Origin of the sequence: Mangrovactinospora gilvigrisea, from assembly GCF_001879105.1 — a bacterium.
In the GTDB taxonomy this organism is placed as follows: domain Bacteria; phylum Actinomycetota; class Actinomycetes; order Streptomycetales; family Streptomycetaceae; genus Mangrovactinospora; species Mangrovactinospora gilvigrisea.
This window is the reverse complement of the sequence record NZ_MLCF01000135.1, coordinates 1-20,460: the sequence shown is the minus strand read 5'-3', so window position 1 is coordinate 20,460 and position 20,460 is coordinate 1. Positions and strand designations below refer to the sequence as shown.

17 protein-coding genes are annotated in these 20,460 nt (G+C 74.5%); 11 read left to right on the top strand and 6 right to left on the bottom strand.

Going from position 1 to position 20,460, the window contains the following annotated elements; all coding sequences use genetic code 11:
* The first annotated feature begins 67 nt into the window (after nt 1–67).
* The 5 genes from BIV57_RS20620 to BIV57_RS20600 all read left to right on the top strand — a co-directional run bounded on the left by BIV57_RS20620 (nt 68) and on the right by BIV57_RS20600 (nt 8,096).
* Nucleotides 68–1,960 (top strand): IucA/IucC family protein, encoded by a 1,893-nt coding sequence (locus tag BIV57_RS20620; protein WP_071658358.1) that lies wholly within the window; start codon nt 68–70, stop codon nt 1,958–1,960.
* Entirely contained in the window at nt 1,957–2,592 is a 636-nt protein-coding gene (locus BIV57_RS20615; RefSeq protein ID WP_071658357.1) for a GNAT family N-acetyltransferase, read from the top strand. Before BIV57_RS20620 ends, BIV57_RS20615 begins: the two co-directional genes overlap by 4 nt.
* The gene (locus BIV57_RS20610) at nt 2,589–4,022 is read left to right on the top strand and encodes a lysine N(6)-hydroxylase/L-ornithine N(5)-oxygenase family protein (protein ID WP_071658356.1); all 1,434 of its coding nucleotides are present in this window, start codon (nt 2,589–2,591) and stop codon (nt 4,020–4,022) included. Before BIV57_RS20615 ends, BIV57_RS20610 begins: the two co-directional genes overlap by 4 nt.
* Before the next feature lie 76 nt (nt 4,023–4,098).
* Nucleotides 4,099–5,955, top strand: a complete 1,857-nt coding sequence (locus BIV57_RS20605; protein WP_071658361.1) for an IucA/IucC family protein — start codon at nt 4,099–4,101, stop codon at nt 5,953–5,955.
* Nucleotides 5,956–6,065: 110 nt separating this feature from the next.
* Entirely contained in the window at nt 6,066–8,096 is a 2,031-nt protein-coding gene (locus tag BIV57_RS20600; protein ID WP_245797826.1) for an ATP-dependent DNA helicase, read from the top strand.
* Nucleotides 8,097–8,217: 121 nt separating this feature from the next.
* Here the strand turns inward: BIV57_RS20600 and lexA are convergent, their stop codons facing one another.
* A complete protein-coding gene (lexA, locus tag BIV57_RS20595; RefSeq protein WP_245797825.1) occupies nt 8,218–8,931 on the bottom strand; it encodes a transcriptional repressor LexA in 714 nt (237 codons plus the stop codon).
* Between the two features lie 524 nt (nt 8,932–9,455).
* Here lexA and nrdR point away from each other — a divergent pair.
* A complete protein-coding gene (gene nrdR, locus BIV57_RS20590) occupies nt 9,456–9,986 on the top strand; it encodes a transcriptional regulator NrdR (RefSeq protein ID WP_071658353.1) in 531 nt (176 codons plus the stop codon).
* Between the two features lie 102 nt (nt 9,987–10,088).
* Complete coding sequence (locus BIV57_RS20585) at nt 10,089–13,028, top strand: vitamin B12-dependent ribonucleotide reductase (protein ID WP_071658352.1); 2,940 nt, start codon at nt 10,089–10,091, stop codon at nt 13,026–13,028.
* Nucleotides 13,029–13,080: 52 nt separating this feature from the next.
* Here the strand turns inward: BIV57_RS20585 and BIV57_RS20580 are convergent, their stop codons facing one another.
* Entirely contained in the window at nt 13,081–13,650 is a 570-nt protein-coding gene (locus BIV57_RS20580; RefSeq protein WP_071658351.1) for a DUF6886 family protein, read from the bottom strand.
* 81 nt (nt 13,651–13,731) lie between these two features.
* Nucleotides 13,732–14,502 (bottom strand): VOC family protein, encoded by a 771-nt coding sequence (locus BIV57_RS20575; protein WP_071658350.1) that lies wholly within the window; start codon nt 14,500–14,502, stop codon nt 13,732–13,734.
* A gap of 238 nt (nt 14,503–14,740) precedes the next feature.
* Between BIV57_RS20575 and BIV57_RS20570 the strand changes: the two genes are divergently transcribed.
* Nucleotides 14,741–15,589 (top strand): SDR family oxidoreductase, encoded by an 849-nt coding sequence (locus tag BIV57_RS20570; protein ID WP_071658349.1) that lies wholly within the window; start codon nt 14,741–14,743, stop codon nt 15,587–15,589.
* 24 nt (nt 15,590–15,613) lie between these two features.
* Here BIV57_RS20570 and BIV57_RS20565 read toward each other — a convergent pair whose 3' ends face one another.
* Both BIV57_RS20565 and BIV57_RS20560 read right to left on the bottom strand, forming a co-directional pair.
* Nucleotides 15,614–16,405, bottom strand: a complete 792-nt coding sequence (locus BIV57_RS20565) for a class I SAM-dependent methyltransferase (protein ID WP_139275744.1) — start codon at nt 16,403–16,405, stop codon at nt 15,614–15,616.
* 142 nt (nt 16,406–16,547) lie between these two features.
* A complete protein-coding gene (locus tag BIV57_RS20560) occupies nt 16,548–17,174 on the bottom strand; it encodes a TetR/AcrR family transcriptional regulator (protein WP_071658348.1) in 627 nt (208 codons plus the stop codon).
* 89 nt (nt 17,175–17,263) lie between these two features.
* Between BIV57_RS20560 and BIV57_RS20555 the strand changes: the two genes are divergently transcribed.
* On the top strand, nt 17,264–18,007 hold the full coding sequence (locus BIV57_RS20555; protein WP_071658347.1) for an SDR family oxidoreductase: 744 nt from the start codon (nt 17,264–17,266) through the stop codon (nt 18,005–18,007).
* Nucleotides 18,008–18,012: 5 nt separating this feature from the next.
* A complete protein-coding gene (locus BIV57_RS20550) occupies nt 18,013–18,858 on the top strand; it encodes an SDR family NAD(P)-dependent oxidoreductase (RefSeq protein ID WP_071658359.1) in 846 nt (281 codons plus the stop codon).
* Nucleotides 18,859–18,865: 7 nt separating this feature from the next.
* Here the strand turns inward: BIV57_RS20550 and BIV57_RS20545 are convergent, their stop codons facing one another.
* Nucleotides 18,866–19,387, bottom strand: coding sequence for a CGNR zinc finger domain-containing protein (locus tag BIV57_RS20545; protein WP_071658346.1), 522 nt, complete (start codon nt 19,385–19,387; stop codon nt 18,866–18,868).
* Between the two features lie 49 nt (nt 19,388–19,436).
* Between BIV57_RS20545 and BIV57_RS20540 the strand changes: the two genes are divergently transcribed.
* Nucleotides 19,437–20,460 (top strand): MFS transporter (locus BIV57_RS20540; RefSeq protein WP_139275743.1); only part of this gene is annotated, 1,024 nt, incomplete at its 3' end.

Sequence of the window (20,460 nt, the reverse complement as noted above, 5' to 3'; positions counted from 1 at the left end):
CCTTCCAAGGAAGCGCTTCGCGCCCTCTGTTCCGCGGAATCAGCACCGACACGGAAAGAGCAAGGACGTGCACGACCGAACGGGACCGTCCCCGGAAGCCAGCCCGACCCACGCCGCCGTCCCCCGCCCGCGCCGAGCCGGCGACGCCGCGGCCCCGCCCGGGCCCGGCCACGACCCGCACGACCCGCACGACCGCGCCGACGCCGCGGCCGCCGAGAACCTGCTGCGCTGCTGGCTCCGCGAGAGCGGCGCGGGCGCCGCCACCGACGGCGGCCGGCTGCGCGTCCCGCTGCCCGCCCTCGGCCCCGACGCCGAACTGCGCGCCCCGCTCGCCTACCGCTCCGCCGCCGGCCACCACCGGCTCGGCGGCCCCGTGCTGCTCGCCCTGCCCGGGCGGGACGAGGCCGCCGTCACCGCCGCCGAGATCGCCGCGCTGCTCGCCGGGGAGGCCGGCGCGGTGCCCCGCAACGGCGCCGGCGAGGGGGAGGACGACCTGGTCGCCCGGGTCGTCGACTCCGTCAGCCGCACCGCCGCCTTCCTCGCCGCCCGCACCCCCGGGCCGGGAACGGGCCCCGGGCCGGGATCGGCCGCCCCCGAGGGGTCCGCCGACCCCTTCCTCGACGCCGAGCAGGCCCTCGTCCTCGGCCATCCGCTGCACCCCACCCCCAAGAGCCGCCAGGGCCTCGACGACGCCGAACTCCGCGCCTACTCGCCCGAGCTGCGCGGCAGCTTCGCGCTGCACTGGATCGCCGCCGCCCCCGAACTGGTCGCCCAGGACTCCGCGCTCGACCGCTCCGCCGCCGAGCTGGTCGCCGAGCACGCCGGCGCCGGCCAGGCCGCCGCCGCGCGGGCGGAGGGCCTGGTGCTCGTCCCCGTCCACCCCCGGCAGGCCCGCGAGGCGGCCCACCGGCCCGGCACCCGCGAGCTGTTCGCCCGCGGCCTGCTGCGCGACCTCGGCGCCGGCGGCCCCGCCTGGCACCCCACCTCCTCGGTGCGCACCGTCTACCGCGGCGGCGCGTCCGTCATGCTCAAGCTCTCGCTCTCCGTCCGGATCACCAACTCCCGCCGCGAGAACCTCCGCAAGGAGCTGCACCGCGGCATCGAGGTGCACCGGCTGCTCGAAACCGGCCTGGGGGCGCAGTGGCAGGACGCCCACCCCGGCTTCGGCATCGTCCGCGACCCGGCCTGGCTGGGCATCGGCCCGGACGCCGAGGTCGGCAGCGGGGCCGGCCACGGCCTCGATGTGATGATCCGGCAGAACCCGTTCCCGGTGGACGGGGTGGACGCGGCCTGCGTCGCCGGCCTCACCGCGCCGCGCCCCGTCGCGGACGGCACGCTCCGCTCCGGCCTGGAGGAGCTGGTCCGCGAGCGCGCCGCCCGCACCGGCGACCCGGTCGCCGACACCGCCGCCGCCTGGCTGCGGCGCTACCTCGACCGCGTCGTCGCCCCCGTCCTCTGGCTGGACGGCGAGGCCGGCATCGCCCTGGAGGCGCACCAGCAGAACACCGTCGTGCTGCTCGACGAGGACGGCCTGCCGGCCGGCGGCCGCTACCGCGACAACCAGGGCTTCTACTACCGCGAGTCGCGCCGCGCCGAGCTGACCGGGCGGCTGCCCGGCCTCTCCGCGACCTCCGACACCTTCGTCCCCGACCCGGTCGCCGACGAGCGGTTCGCCTACTACCTGGGCCTCAACAACATCTGCGGGCTGATCGGCGCGCTGGGCGCGCAGGGGCTCGCCCCGGAGGCCGAACTCCTCGGCGTGCTGCGCGGCTTCCTCGCCGAGGCGGCCCGCACCGGCGCCTCCACCCTCCCGCGGCTGCTCCTCGACACCCCGCGGCTGCGCTGCAAGGCCAACCTCCTCACCCGCCTGCACGGCATGGACGAACTGGTCGGCCCGGTGGAGACGCAGTCCGTCTACGTCCCCATCGACAACCCGATCCACGCCGGGGAACCGGCATGACGGGCCCCGCCGGGGGCGCGGGGCCCGAGTCGACGGCGCGGCTCCGCCGCCTGGGCGCGCGTCAGGACCACGAACCGGAACCCGGCACCGCGCCTTCCGCGCCCTCGATCCGCTCCGGATCCCTCGCCCTCCGCCCCGTCGACCGCGTCCACGACCTGCCCCTCCTCACCGCCTGGATGAACGACCCCGACGTCGACGCCTGGTGGAACCTCGCCGGGCCTCCGTCCCGCACCGACGACCACCTCCGCGCGCAGTACGCCGCCGGCCATGTCACCCCCTGCATGGTCCTGCTCGGCGGCGCCCCGAGCGGATACGCCGAGCTGTACCGCGCCGACCTCGACCCGCTCGCCACCCACTACCCGACGCGCCCCCACGACCTCGGCATCCACGTCCTGCTCGGCGCCGGCGAGCACCGCGACCGCGGGCTCGGCACCCGCCTCCTCGCGGCCACCGCCGACGCGCTGCTCGCCGGCGACCCGCTCGCCACCCGCGTCCTCGCCGAGCCGGACGTCCGCAACACCCGGTCCGTCGCCGCCTTCGCCCGTGCCGGGTTCGTCCGCTCGGCCACCCTCGAACTCCCCGACAAGACCGCCGCCCTGATGATCCGCAACCGAGGAGCGCACACCCCGTGACCCGCACCGCACCGCTCGACCTCCTCGGCATCGGGATCGGCCCCTTCAACCTCTCGCTCGCCGCGCTCTGCGACGGCGTCCCCGGGCTGCGCGCCGAGTTCCTGGAGGCCCGGCCCGACTTCCGCTGGCACCCCGGCCTGCTGGTGGACGGCGCCATGATGCAGGTGCCGTTCCTCGCCGACCTGGTCTCCCTCGTCGACCCCACCAGCCGCTGGTCGTACCTGGCCTACCTGCGCGCCCACGACCGGCTCTTCCCCTTCTACTTCTCCGAGCGGCTGCACCTGCCGCGGCGCGAGTACGACCACTACTGCCGCTGGGCCGCCCGCTCGCTGCCGTCCTGCCGCTTCGGCGCCGAGGTCACCGCCGTCCGCTGGGACGCCGCCGACGGCTGCTACGAGGTGACGCACGCCCAGGGCACCTCCCGGGCCCGCGCGCTGGTCCTCGGCGTCGGCACCGAGCCGGCCGTCCCCGAACCGCTCGCGCCGCTGCTCGTCGAGGAGCGGGTGCTGCACTCCGCGGCCTACCTGGACGGCAGGGAGGGGCTCGCCGGCGCGCGCGACATCACCGTCCTGGGCTCCGGCCAGTCCGGCGCCGAGATCTTCCTCGACCTGCTGCGCGCGCACGCCCGCACCACCGGCCCGGCCCTCGACGGGCAGGCGGCCGGGACGGAGGTGCGGCTGCGCTGGCTCACCCGCACCCGGGCCTTCGCGCCGATGGAGTACTCCAAGCTCGGCCTGGAGCAGTTCACCCCCGACCACACCCGCGCCTTCCACGCCCTGCCGCAGCAGGCCAAGGACCGCGTGGTGCCGTCGCAGTGGCAGCTGTACAAGGCGGCCAGCGCGGAGACCCTCGCCGAGATCCACGATGCCCTCTACGAGCGCACCATCGGCGGCGCCCCGGCCCCCGTCGACCTGCTGCCCGACCACGCGGTCACCGCCGCCGCCGCGGTGCCCGGCCCGGAGGGGCGGCCGCGCTACCGGCTCCGGCTGCGGCACGGCGCCACCGGCGCGGAGACGGCGCTCACCACCGAGGCGCTGGTCCTCGCCACCGGCCACACCGCCCGGCGCCCCGCCTTCCTCGACCCGCTCGCCGATCTGCTCGACCTGGACGAGCAGGGCCGCTACCGGGTCGACGCGCAGTACCGCGTCGCCACCCGCGCCGGGCTCGCCGGGCCCCTGCACGTCCAGAACGCCGAGCTGCACACCCACGGCGTCGGCGCTCCCGACCTCGGGCTCGGGGCCTGGCGGGCGGCCGTCATCCTCAACGCGCTGGCCGGACGCACCGTCCACCGCCTTCCGCAGCGCACCGCGTTCACCACCTTCACGCCCGCGTCCCCCGCCACGTCCGCAGCCCCTGTCGCCAGCGGCACCGACAGCCACCGACCCGCATCCACCCTGGAGTCCGACCGTGCCTCCGCACACCTCACCTGATTCGCCGGACGCCGCGACGGCCGCGGTGCCCGCGCCCGTCCCGGCGCCGGCCTCCGAGCGCCCGGCGCCCCGTCCGATGGAGCATCCCGAGCCGGCGCCGGCGCCCGCGCCGGCTCTGCACGAACCCGCCCACCTCACCGCCGAGAACTGGACGGCCGCGTCCCGCCGGATGGCCGCCCACCTGATCTCCGAGCTCGCCTACGAGGAGCTGCTCGCCCCGCAGCCGGGGGAGGGGCCCGACGCCTACCGCCTCACCACCGACAGCGGACGCACCGTCACCTTCCGGGCCCGCCGCTCCGCCTACGGCCACTGGCGCGTCGACGCCGACCCGGCCACCCTCATGATCGACGGCGCTCCCCTCGCCGACCCCGTCGGCCTCCTCGCCGACCTGCGGCGCACCCTCGGCCTGGACGGCGCCACCACCGCGCACCTCGTCCGCGACCTGCTCGCCACCCTCACCGCCGACGCCCGGCTGGACGGCGCCGCCCGCGCCGCCGGCGACACCGCCGCCCGCCTCGCCGACCTCGACTACGCCGCCCTGGAGGGCCGGCAGACCGGCCACCCGTGGATCGTCGCCAACAAGGGCCGGCTCGGCTTCTCCGCCGCCGACGCCCAGCGGCACGCCCCGGAGCACGCCGAGCCGCGGCCGCTGCCCTGGATCGCCGTCCACCGCGACCTCGCCCGCTACCGGGCCGTCCCGCGCCTCGCCGACCCCGAGCGCCTCTACGGCCTGGAGCTCGACCCGGCGGCCCGCGCCCGGCTGGAGGCGGCCGTCCACGCCCGGGGCCGCGCCCCCGAGGAGTACCTGCTGCTGCCCGTCCACCCCTGGCAGTGGGAGAGCACCCTCGCCCCGCTCTACGCGCCCCAGCTGGCCGAGGGCCTGATCATCCCGCTCCCCAGCGACGGCGACCTGCGGCTGCCGCAGCAGTCCATCCGCACCTTCCTCAACGCCAGCCGGCCGCAGCGGCACTCCGTCAAGCTGCCGCTGTCGGTGCTCAACACGCTGGTCTGGCGGGGGCTGCCGACCGAGCGGACGCTCGCCGCGCCGGCCGTCACCGCCTGGATCCACGCGCTGCGCGACGCCGATCCCTTCCTGCGCGACGAGTGCCGGGTGATCCTGCTCGGCGAGGTCGCCTCGATCGCCGTCCCGCACCCCCTCTACGAGTCCGAGCCGCTCGCCGCGGAGGTGCCGTACCAGTACCGGGAGCTGCTCGGCTGCATCTGGCGTGAGCCGCTGGCGCCCCGCCTCGAACCGGGGGAGCGGGCCCGCACCCTCGCCGCGCTGCTGCGCACCGGCACCGACGGCCGGGCGCTCACCGCCGAGCTGGTCGCCCGCTCCGGGCTGAGCCCCGAGGAGTGGACGCGGCTGCTGCTGCACGCCCTGCTGCCGCCGCTGCTGCACTTCCTCTACCGCTACGGGCTGGTCTTCTCCCCGCACGGCGAGAACGCCATCGTGGTCTTCGACACGCGGGGCGTGCCCGTCCGCCTCGCCGTCAAGGACTTCGTGGACGACGTCAACCTCGGCGACACCGGCGAGCCGCTGCCCGAGCAGCGCGGCATCCCGGCCGAGGCGGCCGCCGTGCTGCTGCGCGAACCGCCCGCGTTCCTCTGCCAGTTCATCCACTCCGGGCTCTTCGTCGGCGTCTTCCGCTACCTGGCGCCGCTGATGGAGGAGCAGCTGGGGCTGCGCGCCGAGGCGTTCTGGGGCCTGGTCCGCGCGGAGATCCTCGACCACCAGGCGCGCTTCCCGGAACTGGCGCCGCGCTTCCGCCTCTTCGACCTGCTCACCCCGCGGATCGACCGGCTCTGCCTGAACCGCAACCGCCTCCTGATGGACGGCTACCGCGACCGCGCCGACCGCCCCCATGCCGCCGTGCACGGCACTGTCCCCAACCCGCTCGTCGGGGCAACGGGTGTCACTGGCACCGCATAAGGTTGGTGCGCGATGACCAGACCCGCTGCGACTCCCCGGGGAGCGAACCCCCGGACCTCCGCGCAATGCCGCGGTCGCGAGCACAGCGTCCACGACCCTACGAGGTGAACGTGAGCGACACCCGCGAGCTTCTCCACGCCGCCGTCGAGGCGGTGGGCGGTGTGGAGCGGCCGGGCCAGGTGGCCATGGCCGAGGCGGTGGACCGCTCGCTGCAAGGCGGCGGGCACCTCCTCGCCCAGGCCGGCACCGGTACCGGCAAGTCCCTCGCCTACCTCGTTCCCGCCCTGGCCCACCCCGGCCGCACCGTGATCGCCACGGCCACCCTGGCGCTGCAGCGCCAGCTGGTCGAGCGCGACCTGCCCCGCACCGTGGAGGCGCTCCATCCGCAGCTGCGCCGCCGGCCCGAGTTCGCGATGCTCAAGGGCCGCGCGAACTATGTGTGCCTGCACCGCGTCCACGAGGGCACGCCCAGCGAGGAGGAGGACGCGCTGATCTCCGCGTCCGAGGCCGCCGAGGGCGCCGGCGGCCCCACCGGCAAGCTGGGCCGCGAGGTGGTGCGGATCGCCGAGTGGGCCCAGGAGTCCGAGACGGGCGATCGCGACGAGCTCACCCCCGGCGTCTCCGACCGCGCCTGGGCGCAGCTGTCGGTGGGCTCCCGGGAGTGCCTGGGCGCCTCCAAGTGCCCGTACGGCGCGGAGTGCTTCGCCGAGCAGGCGCGGGAGCGGGCCAAGCTCGCCGAGGTGGTGGTCACCAACCACGCCCTGCTGGCGATCGACGCGCTGGAGAGCGCCCCGATCCTGCCCGACCACGATCTGCTGATCGTGGACGAGGCCCATGAGCTGGTCTCCCGGGCCACCGGCGTCGCCACCGAGCAGCTCGCCCCGTGGACGGTGACGCGGGCCGCGCGCCGTGCCGCCAAGCTCCTGTCGGACCGCTCGGCCGACGCGCTGGAGGCGGCCGCGGAGAACTTCGCCGGGGTGATGGAGGTGGTCCCCGAGGGCCGCCTGGAGGCGCTGCAGCCGAACCTGGCGCACGCCGTCGCCCTGGTGCGGGACGCCTGCCGGCAGGCGATCACCGGGATCGGCGAGGTCCGCGACAAGACGGTGGCCGGCGAGGACGCCGTGCGCAAGCAGGCGCTCGCCTCGGTGGAGGCGGCGCACCGCACCGCCGAGCGGCTGCTGGAGGAGAACCCCTACGACGTGGTGTGGGCGAACCGGGGCGAGCGCTTCGGCGCCTCGCTCTACGTCGCCCCGCTCTCGGTGGCCGGGCTGCTGCGCGAGAACCTCTTCGGCGACCGCACGGTGGTGCTCACCTCGGCCACCCTCAAGCTGGGCGGCGACTTCGAGGGGGTGGCCGCCTCGGTCGGCCTCGGCGCCGAGGGCCGCGTCCCCGAGGACGCCCCGCTGCCCGAGCCGTCCGAGGACGCCGAGGCCGACGCCTCGGCGGACGAGGACGCGCCGCCGCGCTGGCGCGGGGTGGACGTGGGCTCCCCGTTCACCTATCCCAAGCAGGGCATCCTCTACGCGGCGCGGCATCTGCCGCCGCCCGGCCGGGGCGACCGCCCGGAGATGCTCGCCGAGCTCACCGAGCTGGTGGAGGCGGCCGGGGGCCGCACGCTGGGGCTCTTCTCCTCGATGCGGGGCGCCCAACTCGCCGCGGAGACGCTGCGCGAGCGGCTGGACGTGCCGATCCTGCTGCAGGGCGAGGAGACGCTGGGCGAGCTGATCCGCCGCTTCGCCGAGGATCCGGAGACCTGCCTCTTCGGCACGCTGTCGCTGTGGCAGGGGGTGGATGTGCCGGGCCCGTCCTGCCAGTTGGTGGTGATGGACCGGATTCCGTTCCCCCGGCCGGACGACCCGCTGATGACGGCCCGCCAGAAGGCGGTGGAGGAGAACGGCGGAAACGGCTTCATGGCGGTCGCGGCGAATCATGCGGCGCTGCTGATGGCGCAGGGTTCGGGCCGGCTGATCCGCGCGATGGACGATCGCGGTGTGGTGGCGGTGCTCGACTCCCGCTTGGCGACGGCGCGGTACGGAAGTTATTTCCGGCAGTCGATGCCGCCTTTCTGGTACACCACCGACCGGAATCAGGTGCGGCGCTCGCTCGCCGCGATCAACACCTCGGCAACGAAGCCGGATTGACGCCGGCGCCGCGGCGCCGGGCAGGAAAAACCGCCCGCTGGTGGTGCATCAGCGGGCGGCTCCATGGGTGCCTTGGGCGCGCTCCGACCGGCTGCGGCGGTCCGCGTGCCGCGCGGCGGAGTCAGATCCTGCGGAGCACAGCGACGACCTTGCCGAGCACCGTGGCGTTGTCGCCCGGGATCGGCTCGTAGGCGGCGTTGTGGGGGAGCAGCCAGATGTGGCCGTCCTCCCGCTTGAACCGCTTGACGGTGGCCTCGCCGTCGATCATCGCCGCGACGATGTCGCCGTTCTCGGCGACCGGCTGGCGGCGGACGGTGACCCAGTCGCCGTCGCAGATGGCGGCCTCGATCATCGAATCGCCCTGCACCTTCAGCGCGAACAGCTCGCCCTCCCCGACGAGCTGGCGCGGCAGCGGTAGGACGTCCTCGACCGACTGCTCGGCGAGGATGGGGCCGCCGGCGGCGATCCGACCGACCAGGGGGACGAAGGACGTGGCGGGGCGGCCGCTGCCCTTCTCGATCGGCTCGACCTTGCGGCTCTCGGGGCCGCGCACCTCGTAGGCGCGGGGCCGGTGCGGGTCGCGGCGGAGGAAGCCCTTGCGCTCCAGGGCCATCAGCTGATGGGCCACGGAGGAGGTGCTGGAGAGCCCGACGGCCTGCCCGATCTCGCGCATCGAGGGCGGGTAGCCGCGGCGCTGCACGGAGTCCCGGATGACCTCGATGACCTTGCGCTGGCGGTCGGTGAGGCCGGTGGCATCGGTCCGAATGCCGGGAGGCCGGCCGGGGAGCGAGCGGGGGGTAGGGGGTGGGGTGGTGTCCTGGGAGGTGGGTTGCACGGGTACGGTACTGCTCTCTGCGGTCGTCACGTCGGCCCCTTCATCGTGGTGTCTCCCTGGGGTGACAACGCTAGTAGGGTTCGAAAGGTTGCGCCAAACACACGTTCGAGTGAATCTCTTTTGTTTTGGTAGCACGAATTGAGATCTTGCGGTATTTCGACATCCGCTCGAACGGCCGCGGGGCCCCGCTGGGCCGTTCGGAGGGCATCGCGAAAACCGACGGACCGTCACATTTCGGCCGTCCGTGGTGCCGCCGCCGCGTCTGCCTGCGGCGATGCCGGAGGGTGCGTCCCGGGCTACGGAAACGGATCGCCATGATGGGCGTGTCCGCTGCCCGAACCCCCACATCTAGTGGTTGTATGGGTCCCGGCCGTCCATAGGTTGTGGTTCCGGTGCGTGATCTGTCGGAGCCTTCGCCTACACTGGAGACAGGCCGCGGGGCTCCCGGTACGTCCGGGAACCGCGTGGTTCCGGCCATCCATGAGCCGGTGTCGCACGAGACGAGGAACGGGAGGGATGTCGCGGTGTTCTGCCCCTTCTGCCGCCATCCGGACAGCCGAGTGGTCGACTCCCGCACCACCGACGACGGCGCGGCCATCCGCCGCCGCCGCCAGTGCCCGGCGTGCTCCCGGCGGTTCACCACCGTCGAGACGGCCGCGCTCATGGTCATCAAGCGGAGCGGCGTCACCGAGCCGTTCAGCAAGGGCAAGATCATCACCGGTGTCCGCAAGGCCTGCCAGGGCAGGCCCGTCACCGAGGACGCCCTGGCCCTGCTCGGCCAGCGCGTCGAGGAGGCCGTCCGGGCCACCGGCAACGCCGAACTGACCACCCACGACGTCGGTCTGGCGATACTCGGCCCGCTCAAGGAGCTGGACGTGGTCGCCTACCTGCGGTTCGCGTCGGTCTACCGGGCGTTCGAGGATCTCGAGGACTTCGAGGCCGCCATCGCCGAGCTGCGCGGCGAGCGGCCGGACCCCGCCGACGGGGAGACGGGCGGTGACGGCGCCGGCGCGGGGAGCGACGCGCACGTCCCCGAGCCCGCCCCCGCCGGCTAGCGCGCAGCGGCAGCACACAGGTTCATCAGCGCAGATACAGGTGCGAGGCCCGCGGGGCGGCGAGACCCCGCGGACACGGGCATGTGCCCAGGAGGAGCAGACATGACAGAGACGACGAGCGGCTCGGCGCGGGGTTCGAAGGCCAACGGCGCGCCCAAGAAGGGCGCCGTCAAGGGAACCCCCGGCAAGGCCGCCAAGGGTCTGCGGGTGGAGCGCATCCACACCACGCCCGGGGTCCACCCCTACGACGAGGTGACCTGGACGCGCCGCGACGTCGTCATGACCAACTGGCGCGACGGCTCCGTCAACTTCGAGCAGCACGGCGTCGAGTTCCCCGACTCCTGGTCGGTGAACGCGGTCAACATCGTCACCAGCAAGTACTTCCGCGGCGCGGTCGGCACCCCGCAGCGCGAGTGGAGCCTCAAGCAGCTCATCGACCGCGTGGTGAAGACCTACCGCGCGGCCGGCGAGAAGGAGGGCTACTTCGCCACCGGCGAGGACGCCGAGGTCTTCGAGCAGGAGCTGGCCCACGCGCTGCTCCACCAGATCTTCAGCTTCAACTCGCCGGTCTGGTTCAACGTCGGCACCGCCCAGCCCCAGCAGGTCTCCGCCTGCTTCATCCTCTCCGTCGACGACTCCATGGAGTCGATCCTCGACTGGTACAAGGAAGAGGGGATGATCTTCAAGGGCGGCTCGGGCGCCGGCCTCAACCTCTCCCGGATCCGCTCCTCCAAGGAGCTGCTCTCCTCCGGCGGCAACGCCTCCGGCCCGGTCTCCTTCATGCGCGGCGCCGACGCGTCCGCAGGAACGATCAAGTCGGGCGGCGCCACCCGCCGCGCCGCCAAGATGGTCGTCCTCGACGTCGACCACCCGGACGTCGAGGCCTTCATCGACACCAAGGTGACGGAGGAGGAGAAGATCCGCGCGCTGCGCGACGCGGGCTTCGACATGGACCTGGGCGGCGACGACATCACGTCCGTCCAGTACCAGAACGCCAACAACTCCGTCCGGGTGACCGACGAGTTCATGAACGCCGTCGGCGCGGGCGAGAAGTTCGGGCTGCGCTCCCGGATGACCGGCGAGGTCATCGAGGAGGTCGACGCCAAGGGCCTGTTCCGCAAGATGGCCGAGGCCGCCTGGGCCTGCGCCGACCCGGGCATCCAGTACGACGACACCATCAACCGCTGGCACACCTCGCCGGAGACGGGCCGCATCACCGCCTCCAACCCGTGCAGCGAGTACATGCACCTGGACAACTCCTCGTGCAACCTCGCCTCGCTGAACCTGATGAAGTTCCTCGACGACGACGGCGAGGGCAACCAGCGCTTCGACGCCACCCGCTTCGCCAAGGTCGTCGAGCTGGTCATCACCGCGATGGACATCTCCATCTGCTTCGCGGACTTCCCGACGCAGAAGATCGGCGAGACCACCCGCGCCTACCGCCAGCTCGGCATCGGCTACGCCAACCTCGGCGCCCTGCTGATGGCCACCGGCCACGCCTACGACTCCGACGGCGGTCGCGCCCTGGCCGGCGCCATCACCTCGCTGATGACCGGCACCTCCTACAAGCGCTCCGCCGAACTGGCCGACATCGTCGGCGCGTACGACGGCTACGCCCGCAACGCCGACGCCCACAAGCGCGTCATGAAGCAGCACGCGGACGCCAACACCGCCGCCGTCCGCATCGACGACCTGGACAGCCCGGTGTGGGCCGCGGCCACCGAGGCCTGGCAGGACGTGCTGCGCCTCGGCGAGAAGAACGGCTTCCGCAACGCCCAGGCGAGCGTGCTGGCCCCCACCGGCACCATCGGCCTGATGATGGACTGCGACACCACCGGCGTCGAGCCCGACCTCGCCCTGGTCAAGTTCAAGAAGCTGGTCGGCGGCGGCTCGATGCAGATCGTCAACAACACCGTGCCGCAGGCCCTGCGGCGCCTGGGCTACCAGCCCGAGCAGGTGGAGGCGATCGTCGCGCACATCGCCGACCACGGGAACGTCATCGACGCCCCCGGCCTCAAGGCCGAGCACTACGAGGTCTTCGACTGCGCCATGGGCGAGCGGGCCATCTCCCCGATGGGGCACGTCCGGATGATGGCCGCGGCCCAGCCGTTCCTCTCCGGCGCCATCTCCAAGACGGTCAACCTGCCCGAGTCCGCCTCCGTGGAGGACATCGAGGAGGTCTACCTCGAGGGCTGGCGCCTGGGCACCAAGGCGCTCGCCGTCTACCGCGACAACTGCAAGGTCGGCCAGCCGCTGTCGGCGAAGAAGGCCGACGAGAAGGCGAAGGCGGAGACCGCCCCGGTCGCCGCCGAGCCGCAGAAGGTCGTGGAGTACCGGCCGACGCGCCGCCGGCTGCCCAAGGGCCGCCCCGGCATCACCACCTCCTTCACGGTGGGCGGCGCCGAGGGCTACATGACCGCCAACTCCTACCCGGACGACGGGCTGGGCGAGGTCTTCCTGAAGATGTCCAAGCAGGGCTCGACCCTCGCGGGCATGATGGACGCCTTCTCCATCGCCGTCTCGGTGGGCCTGCAGTACGGCGTGCCGCTGGAGACCTACGTCTCGAAGTTCACCAACATGCGCTTCGAGCCGGCGGGCCTGACGGACGACCAGGACGTGCGGATGGCGCAGTCGATCGTCGACTACATCTTCCGCCGCCTGGCGCTGGACTTCCTGCCCTTCGAGACCCGCTCCGCGCTGGGCATCCACTCCGCCTCCGAGCGGCAGCGGCACCTGGAGACCGGCTCCTACGAGCCGGAGGGCGGCTACGAGGAGGAGCCCGACCTGGAGTCGCTCCAGCAGTCGGCGCCCCGCCAGGTGACCTCGGCGCCGTCGGCGGCCGCGCCGGCCCCGAAGGCCGACGGGGCGGAGGCCAAGCCGGCCGACGCCGGGCGGACGGTCCACAACTCCACCGAGCTCGCCGAGATCCAGCTCGGGCTGAACGCGGACGCCCCGCTCTGCTTCTCCTGCGGCACCAAGATGCGCCGCGCCGGCAGCTGCTACGTCTGCGAGGGCTGCGGCTCCACCAGCGGCTGCAGCTGACGCCCGATCGGTACACGTTCGCCTGATCGCGGCCGCGGTCCGGTCCGGAGGATCACTCCTCCGGGGCGGGCCGCGGTATGGCGTTGCGGAGGCGGATGCCGCCGAAGTCGAGGGTGCTGGCGACGACCGCGTCCCAGAAGGGGCGCAGATTGTCGAGGAGGCGCAGCTGGATGCCGGCCGCGCGGTGCAGCTCCAGCAGGTCGGGCACGCGCTGCGGCGGCCCCAGCGGGTCCACGGGTTCGGTGGCGACGAGGGCGGAAGGGCGCTCGTCCGACTCGGCGGGGTCCGGATGGGGGCGGAAGGCGGCGGCGGGCAGCCGGTAGGCGTACAGCTCGACCGTCAGGAACCGCTCGGCCCAGTCGAGTTCGATGGCATGGACGCGATCGCCGCAGCCGGGGCCGATGATGCGCTCCCGGTCGGCGTCGGTGGTGATCCCGGGCAGCGCCCAGGCGGTGGCGCGCGGGCACTGCCGGGGGAACCAGTACTGCGGGGCGAGCTCCGCGTCGACGGCCCAGACGAAGGCCCGGGAGCGTTCGCGGGCGGTGGCGGCGATGTGCGGGACGAAGCGGGTGATCGTCGGATCCTCCGAGAAGTGGAGGACCTCTCCGGGGGCAGGGCGCATCCGGAGGTTCTACCCGATCACCCGCCGCGGCGTCGCGGGATTATCGCCCGGTGCGGCGGCCCCGGACGCGCTGCCGCGCGCTCAGCCGGGGGTGAGGACCGAGAAGGACGCGCCCCACGGGTCCTGGAGAGCGGCGAAGCGGCCTACCGAGGGGATGTCGGTGGGCTCGATGACGGCCTTGCCGCCCTTCTCGACCGCCTTCGCGGTGCTGGCGTCGGCGTTCTCGACCGCGAAGTAGGGCCGCCACAGCGACGGCGTCTGCTTGCCGACGTCGGGCGTCGGGGCGGTGATCCCGCCGAAGGCCATCTCGGCGCCGGGGGCGGTGACCGTGGTGTAGGTGCCGCCGGGCATCGCCTCGTCGGAGGCGGTCCACCCGAGGGCGCCCTCGTAGAAGCTCCTCGCGGCGGCCCCGTCGGCGGTGTTGAGCTCGAACCAGCAGGGCGTGCCAGGATCGCCCATCGCACCGAAGCCCTGGTGGAGGTTGGGCTGCCAGATGCCGAAGTGCGCGCCCTCGGGCCCGGCGCAGATCGCCATGGTGCCGAACTCCATCACCTTCATGGGCGGGGAGAGGGTGCGGCCGCCGGACTGCTCGACGGCCTTGACGGAGGCCTCGGCGTCGTCCGTCTTGAAGTAGACCGTCCAGGCGGGGGGCTGGTTCGCGTCCATGAGGGGCATGGCGCCCGCCACCATCTGCCCCTGGAGCGTGAAGTTGACGTACCCGCCCGTCTCGGGCGGGCCGGGCTCGCCCTCCCAGCCGAAGAGGGCACCGTAGAACGCGCGGGCCGCGTCGATGTCCGGTGTGCCGAGATCGATCCAGCACGGCGCTCCGGAGCGGTGCGTGGGGGTCTTCATGATCGTGGCCTTTCCGGTGTGTGGGAGGCTCCGTCGCCCCCGACTGGGAACCACCTTGGCACGGCCCACTGACAATGGGGCGCTGCCTGCATCCGGACGGTGATCGTCGCAGGTCCGGACCGCGATCGTCCGCCTCTTCGGGTGGCCGTGTCACGTGACGGCGGGGCCGGTGCGTCGTTCCGGGTAGTGGGTCAGGACGAGGAGTGCCGGGCCCGGCTCGGAGAAGGGAGCGGAAGGCATGGCTCAGAGCGCGGAGAGCGCGGCGGACGGCGGGGGCGCGGTCCTGGTGACCGGCGGCACGGGGACGCTGGGCGGCAGGGTGGTGCGGCAGTTGGCGGCGGCCGGCCGGCCGGTGCGGCTGCTCAGCCGGCGGCCCCGTCCGGCGGAGCGGGCCGACGGTGGCGTCGGCGGGGATGTCGAGTGGTGCACCGGGGACCTGGCGACGGGCGCCGGGCTCGCCGAGGCGGTCGCGGGAGTGGCCGTCGTGGTCAACTGCGCCAGCGACGTCCGGCACATGGGGAAGACCGACCCCGAGGGCGTGCGGCGGCTGGCGGCGGCGCTGCGGGCCGCGAAGGGCGACGGCGCGCCGGCTCGTCTGGTGCATGTGTCGATCGTCGGCATCGACCGGGCGCCGTTCCCCTACTACCGCCGCAAGCTGGCGGCCGAGCGGGAGGTGGAGGCGTCCGGGCTGCCCTGGACGATCCTGCGGGCGACCCAGTTCCACGACCTGGTGGCGTCGGTCTCCGGCGCGCTGGGACGGCTGCCGGTGGTGCCGGTGCCGTCCGGGGTGAACCTGCGCCCGGTGGACAGCGGCGAGGTGGCGGCCCGGCTGGTGGAGTTGGCGGCCGGGCCCGCGGCGGCACGGGCGGCGGACTTCGGCGGGCCCGAGGTCCGGGCGCTGGGCGGGCTGGTGCGGGCTTATCTGCGGGCCGCGGGGACGGGGCGGCGGTCGCTGGCGCCGCTGCCGCTGCCGGGCCGGCTGGGCCGCGCGCTGCGGGCCGGCGCCCTGGTGACGCCGGACCGGGAGGGTGTGCCGGAGGGGCGGCGGACCTTCGAGGAGTACCTGGCCGACCGGTTCGGGGGGTGAGGCGGGGCGCTGCTCCGGGGCGGCTCAGGACGGGGCGCGGGCGCTGAGGATGCCGGTGTGGTTGGTGATGCGGTAGGCGCCGTCCCGATCGATCCGCTCCCGGACGATCGCGGTGGCGCGCCGCTCCGCCTCCGCGACGGCGGCCGCGTCGTCGGCGGCGAGAGTGCTGAGCATGTGGTCGACCGCGGGGGCGGGGTCGGTGAGCTCGGTGACGGCGGTGAGGTGGAGGTCGCTCTCGTCGAGGTCGGTGAAGTGCCGGGCGACCCGGGCGGGGGCGTCGTCGAGGGCGAAGTGGGCGGTGGTGTCGGCCGGGTAGCGGATGCCGTCCAGCCCGTCGACGGCGGCGGCGCGCAGCTCCCGCAGCTCCCCTTTGTCGGCGCGGGAGTTGGTGGAGAGCACCAGCGTGCCGCCGGGGCGCAGCACCCGGCGGAGCTCGGCGAGCGCGGCGTCCGGATCGGGCACGTGGTAGAGCATGTGCATGGCGAGGACGGCGTCGACGGACGCGTCCGCGAGCGGCAGCCGGACGATGTCGGCGACGGCGCGGGGCGCGGGGACGCCGAGCAGCATGCCGGGGGAGAGGTCGAACGGGAGGACGGTGGCGGCGGGGCGCTCGGCGCGGATCCGCGCGGTGTAGTGGCCGTCCCCGCAGCCCGCGTCGACGATCACGCGCGCCTCGGCTGGCAGATGGCGCATCGCCAGCGCCTGCAGATCGCGCTGCGGCCGGGTGGCGGCGTACAGCCGCCGCCGCGCCGCCAGCCGCGCGTTGTCGGCGTACGCCACGGTCGTCAACTGCACTCGATCGATCTGCGGAACCACGGACGTCCTCCTGGGTGTGATCGTCGTCCCGGCGCCGCACGGACGGCGGGGCCGTCCCGGTGGGATGCCGGGACGAAGGTGGATTGCCCCGGGCGAAGCCCCTCGGGAATCGGTAGCAGAGACCACAGCGCACCTGGGGCGGCTACGTCAACAGCTTGGACAGCCCCGCCGTGATCTCCGCCGCCAACGCCTCGTCCACCGGCCCGTGCCGATCCAGCAGCCGGTACCACATCGTCCCGAACGCGAAGTCGACCGCCAGATCGAGCGACACCGGCGGCTGCTGCGCCAACTCCCCGCGCTCCACCCCCCGTTCCAGGATCCCCCGCAGATGCGCCCGGCGCGGCCCGATCACCTCCTCCCGCAGCACCGCCGACAGCCGCCCGTCGCTCTGCGCGTCTGCCATCAGGCCGGTGATCGCGCGGCCCGTGCTGCTCCGCGTCAGCGCGAACGTGCTCTCCAGCAGCGTCTCGACGTCCCGCAGGGTGTCGCCGGTGTCGGGGAAGAGGCCGTCCGGGAAGCGGCGGCGGAGATCGACGAGGGCCTCGACGAGGATGTCCGCCTTGGTGTGCCACCAGCGGTAGACCGTCTGGCGGCCGACGCCGGCGGTGTCGGCGATGCCCTTGATCGTCAATTCCTGGTAGCCGTCCTCCTGGCAGAGCCGGAGCGCGGCGTCGAGGACGGCGCGGCGGGCCTCCTGGCTGCGCGGCCTGCCCCGGGCGGGTGCGGTGCCGGCCGTCTCGGCCTCGCCGGCGGTCTCGGTGGGTTCCATGGATCCACTTTACAAGACACCGTGCACCGTATTACTGTTCTTTCCGTGACACCGAGCCTCGTTATTCGGACTCCGAGGAGGAGCAGAGCATGAGCGAGAGCGTCGTGATCGTGGGGGGAACCTCCGGCATCGGCCTGTCCGCCGCCCGGCGGCAACTGGCCGAGGGACGCCGGGTGGTGATCACCGGTCGGAGCGCGGAGCGGCTGGAGGCCGCCCTGCTGGAGCTGAAGGGCGCGCCCGGGGGAGACGGGGCGGGCATGCTGGAGGGCCGCGTCGCCGACGCGGCCGACGGGGAGGGGATGCGCGCCCTCTTCGCCGAGCTGGGCAGCGTGGATCATGTGGTCATCGCGGCCACCGGCGCCTCCGCCGCCGGCCCGTTCCGCGACATCACGGAGGCCGAGCTGCGCAAGGCGGTGGAGGGCAAGCTGATCGCCCAGGCGATAGCCGCCCAGGCCGCACTGACGGTGCTGCGCGAGGGCGGCTCGATCACCTTTGTGACGGCCGCGTCCTCGGGTGCCGCCATGCCCGGCACGGCGGGGCTGGCCGCGGTCAACGGCGCGGTGGATTCCATGGTGCCGGTGCTCGCCGTGGAGTTGGCGCCGGTGCGGGTCAACGCGGTGTCGCCGGGCATCGTCCGCACGCCGTGGTGGAACTGGGCGTCCGAGGAGGCCCGCCGGGAGACGTTCGACAACTGGGCGAAGTCGGCTCCGGTGGGCCGGGTCGGCGAGCCGGAGGATCTCGGCGACGCCATCGCCTATCTGATCGGCAACGGCTTCACCACCGGCACGGTGCTGCGCGTCGACGGCGGTGCGCGGCTGGCGAGCGGGGCGTGAGCGGGATGCGGGCCATCGGGCAGCAGACGATTCTGATCACCGGGGCGACGGGCGGCCTCGGCCGCCGCCTCGCCCTCGATCTGGGCACGGCCGGCGCCCTGGTGCTGGTCCACGGGCGGGATGCGGGCCGTGCCGAACAGGTGCGCAAGGAGGTCGAGGCGGTCGGGGGCAGGGCCGAGACGGTCGTCGCCGATCTCGCCTCGCTCCGCGCGGTGGACGCGCTGGCCGAGGAGGTGCTGAGCCGCTTCGACCGGCTGGATGTGCTGGTCAACAACGCGGCCGCGGGCGGCGGTGCGCCGGGCGGCGGCCGCGAGGTGAGCGCGGACGGGTACGAGCTGCGCTTCGCGGTCAACCACCTGGCGGCCCGCCATCTCTCCCGCCGGCTGCTGCCGCTGCTGCGCGCCTCGGCGCCGGCGCGGATCGTCGACGTCGCCTCGGCCGGGCAGGCGCCGGTCGATTTCGACGATCCCCAGTTGGAGCGGCACTACGACGGGATCGCCGCCTACTGCCAGAGCAAGCTCGCCATGATCGCCTCGGGGTTCGCCCTGGCGGAGGAGGTGCGCGGGTCCGGCGTCTCGGTCACCTCGCTCCATCCGGCGACATTCATGGCCACCACCATGGTGCGGGAGTCGGGCATCACCCCGACGAGCACGGTGGAGGAGGGAGCGCGGGCCGCGCTGCGGCTGATCCGCGACCCCTCGGGCGGCGGGGTGGCGGACGAGGTGTCGGGCCGGTACTTCAACGGCACCGCGGAGGCGCGGGCGCAGGCCTGGGCGTACGACGCCGAGGCGCGGTCCCGGCTCGTCGAGCTGTCGGACGGGCTGATAGCCCAGGCGCTGGCCACCGGCTGACGGGCGCTCAGGCGCGGCGGCGGTGCGCGGCGACGCGGGTGCGGGTCGCGCACCGCGGCGAGCAGTAGCGCTGCGGGGAGCCGCGGCCGGCGCCGGCCCAGAACCGGCCGCACCCCTCGGCGGCGCAGCGGCCCCACAGCGGCCGGCCGTGCTCGGCGAGGGCCACGGCGAGGCCGAGGGCGCTCGAGGCGAGCAGCCAGGTCTCCCACGGGGGATCGTCGGTGGCATCCACATGGAGGTGCCAGGCGGTCCCGTCGTGGCGGGTGAGCCGGGGTGGCCCGGCGTGCGCGGCGAGCAGCGCGTTGACGGCTTCGGCGGCCTCGTCCGCGTCGGCGGCGGCGAGGGCGGGCATCAAGGCGTCCACGGCGGAGCGCAGTTCGGCGGCGTCCGGGGCGGTGAGCCGGGGGCGGCCGGGCTCGCCGTGCCGGTGCAGCACCTCGGCGAGGGCCTCCGGAGGCGCCGCGGGGTCGTCCGCCAGCAGGTTGGCCAGCGCCACCAGCCGGTCCACGGGGCGGATCTCGTTCGCCATGACGTCCAGTCTTCCAGGTGGACGGCCGCACCGTGTAACGTCCTGAGCAATGAAAGCGTTACAGCCGGATTCGGGCGCCCTGGTGCGCTATCTCGCCGCGGCCACCCTCGCCCGCACCGCCGACGGCGGCGCGGCCCTGCTGCTGGTGCTCGTCGCGGTGCATCGCGGCGCCTCGGCGGGGGAGGGGGCGCTGGCCGGATCGGCGCTGCTGCTGCCGCAGTTGGCCGGCGGCCCGATGCTGGCCGCCGCGGTCGACCGGGCGCGCCGGCCCGGCCTCGCCCATGCCGCGGCGCTCGCGGTGTTCGGGGCCGGGCTCACCGCGGCGGTGCTCACCGTCGGGGCGGCGCCGCTGGGTTGGGTACTCGCCGCGGCGGCCGTCGCTGGGGCCTGCGGTCCGATGGCGAGCGGCGGGATGTCGGTCCGGCTGGACGCGGTGGTGCCCGCCGCGATGCGGACGCGGGCCCGCGGCTGGGACGCGGCCTCCTACAACATCGGCGGGCTCGCCGGGCCGCCGGCCGCGGCGGGCCTGGTGGCGCTCGGCCCGGCGGCGAGCGCGGCCGCGGTGGCCGTCGTCTCCGCGGCGGCGGCCGTGCTGGCGGCGGGGTTGGGCGGCGAGACGCCGAGCGCCCGGACGACGCAGGGAGCCGTTCCGCTGCGCGCGGCGGCGCGGCTGATGCTGACAGACCGTCCGCTGCGCGCGGCGACGGCGGCGAGCAGCCTCGCCATGCTGGGCGCGGGGGCACTGGCGCCCACGGCGGTGCTGCTCGGCCAGGCGCGCGGCTGGTCGTCGGGGACGGGCGCGCTGCTGATGACGGCGTTCGCGGTGGGCGGCCTCGCCGGCTCGCTGCGGGCCGCCCGCCGTCCGCCGCGCGGGACGGCGCTGCCGCTGCTCGGCTGCGGGCTGGCGCTGGGTGCCGCGGCGCTGCTGCCCGGCGGCGCGGCGGTGGCGGCGGGCGGCTTCGCGGTGGCCGGCTTCGGCGACGGGCTGCTGCTGGCGGCCGTGCTGGAGGTGCGGGCGGTGCGGGCGCCCGAGGGGGCGCGCACCCAGGTGTTCGTGCTGGGGGCGGGGTTGA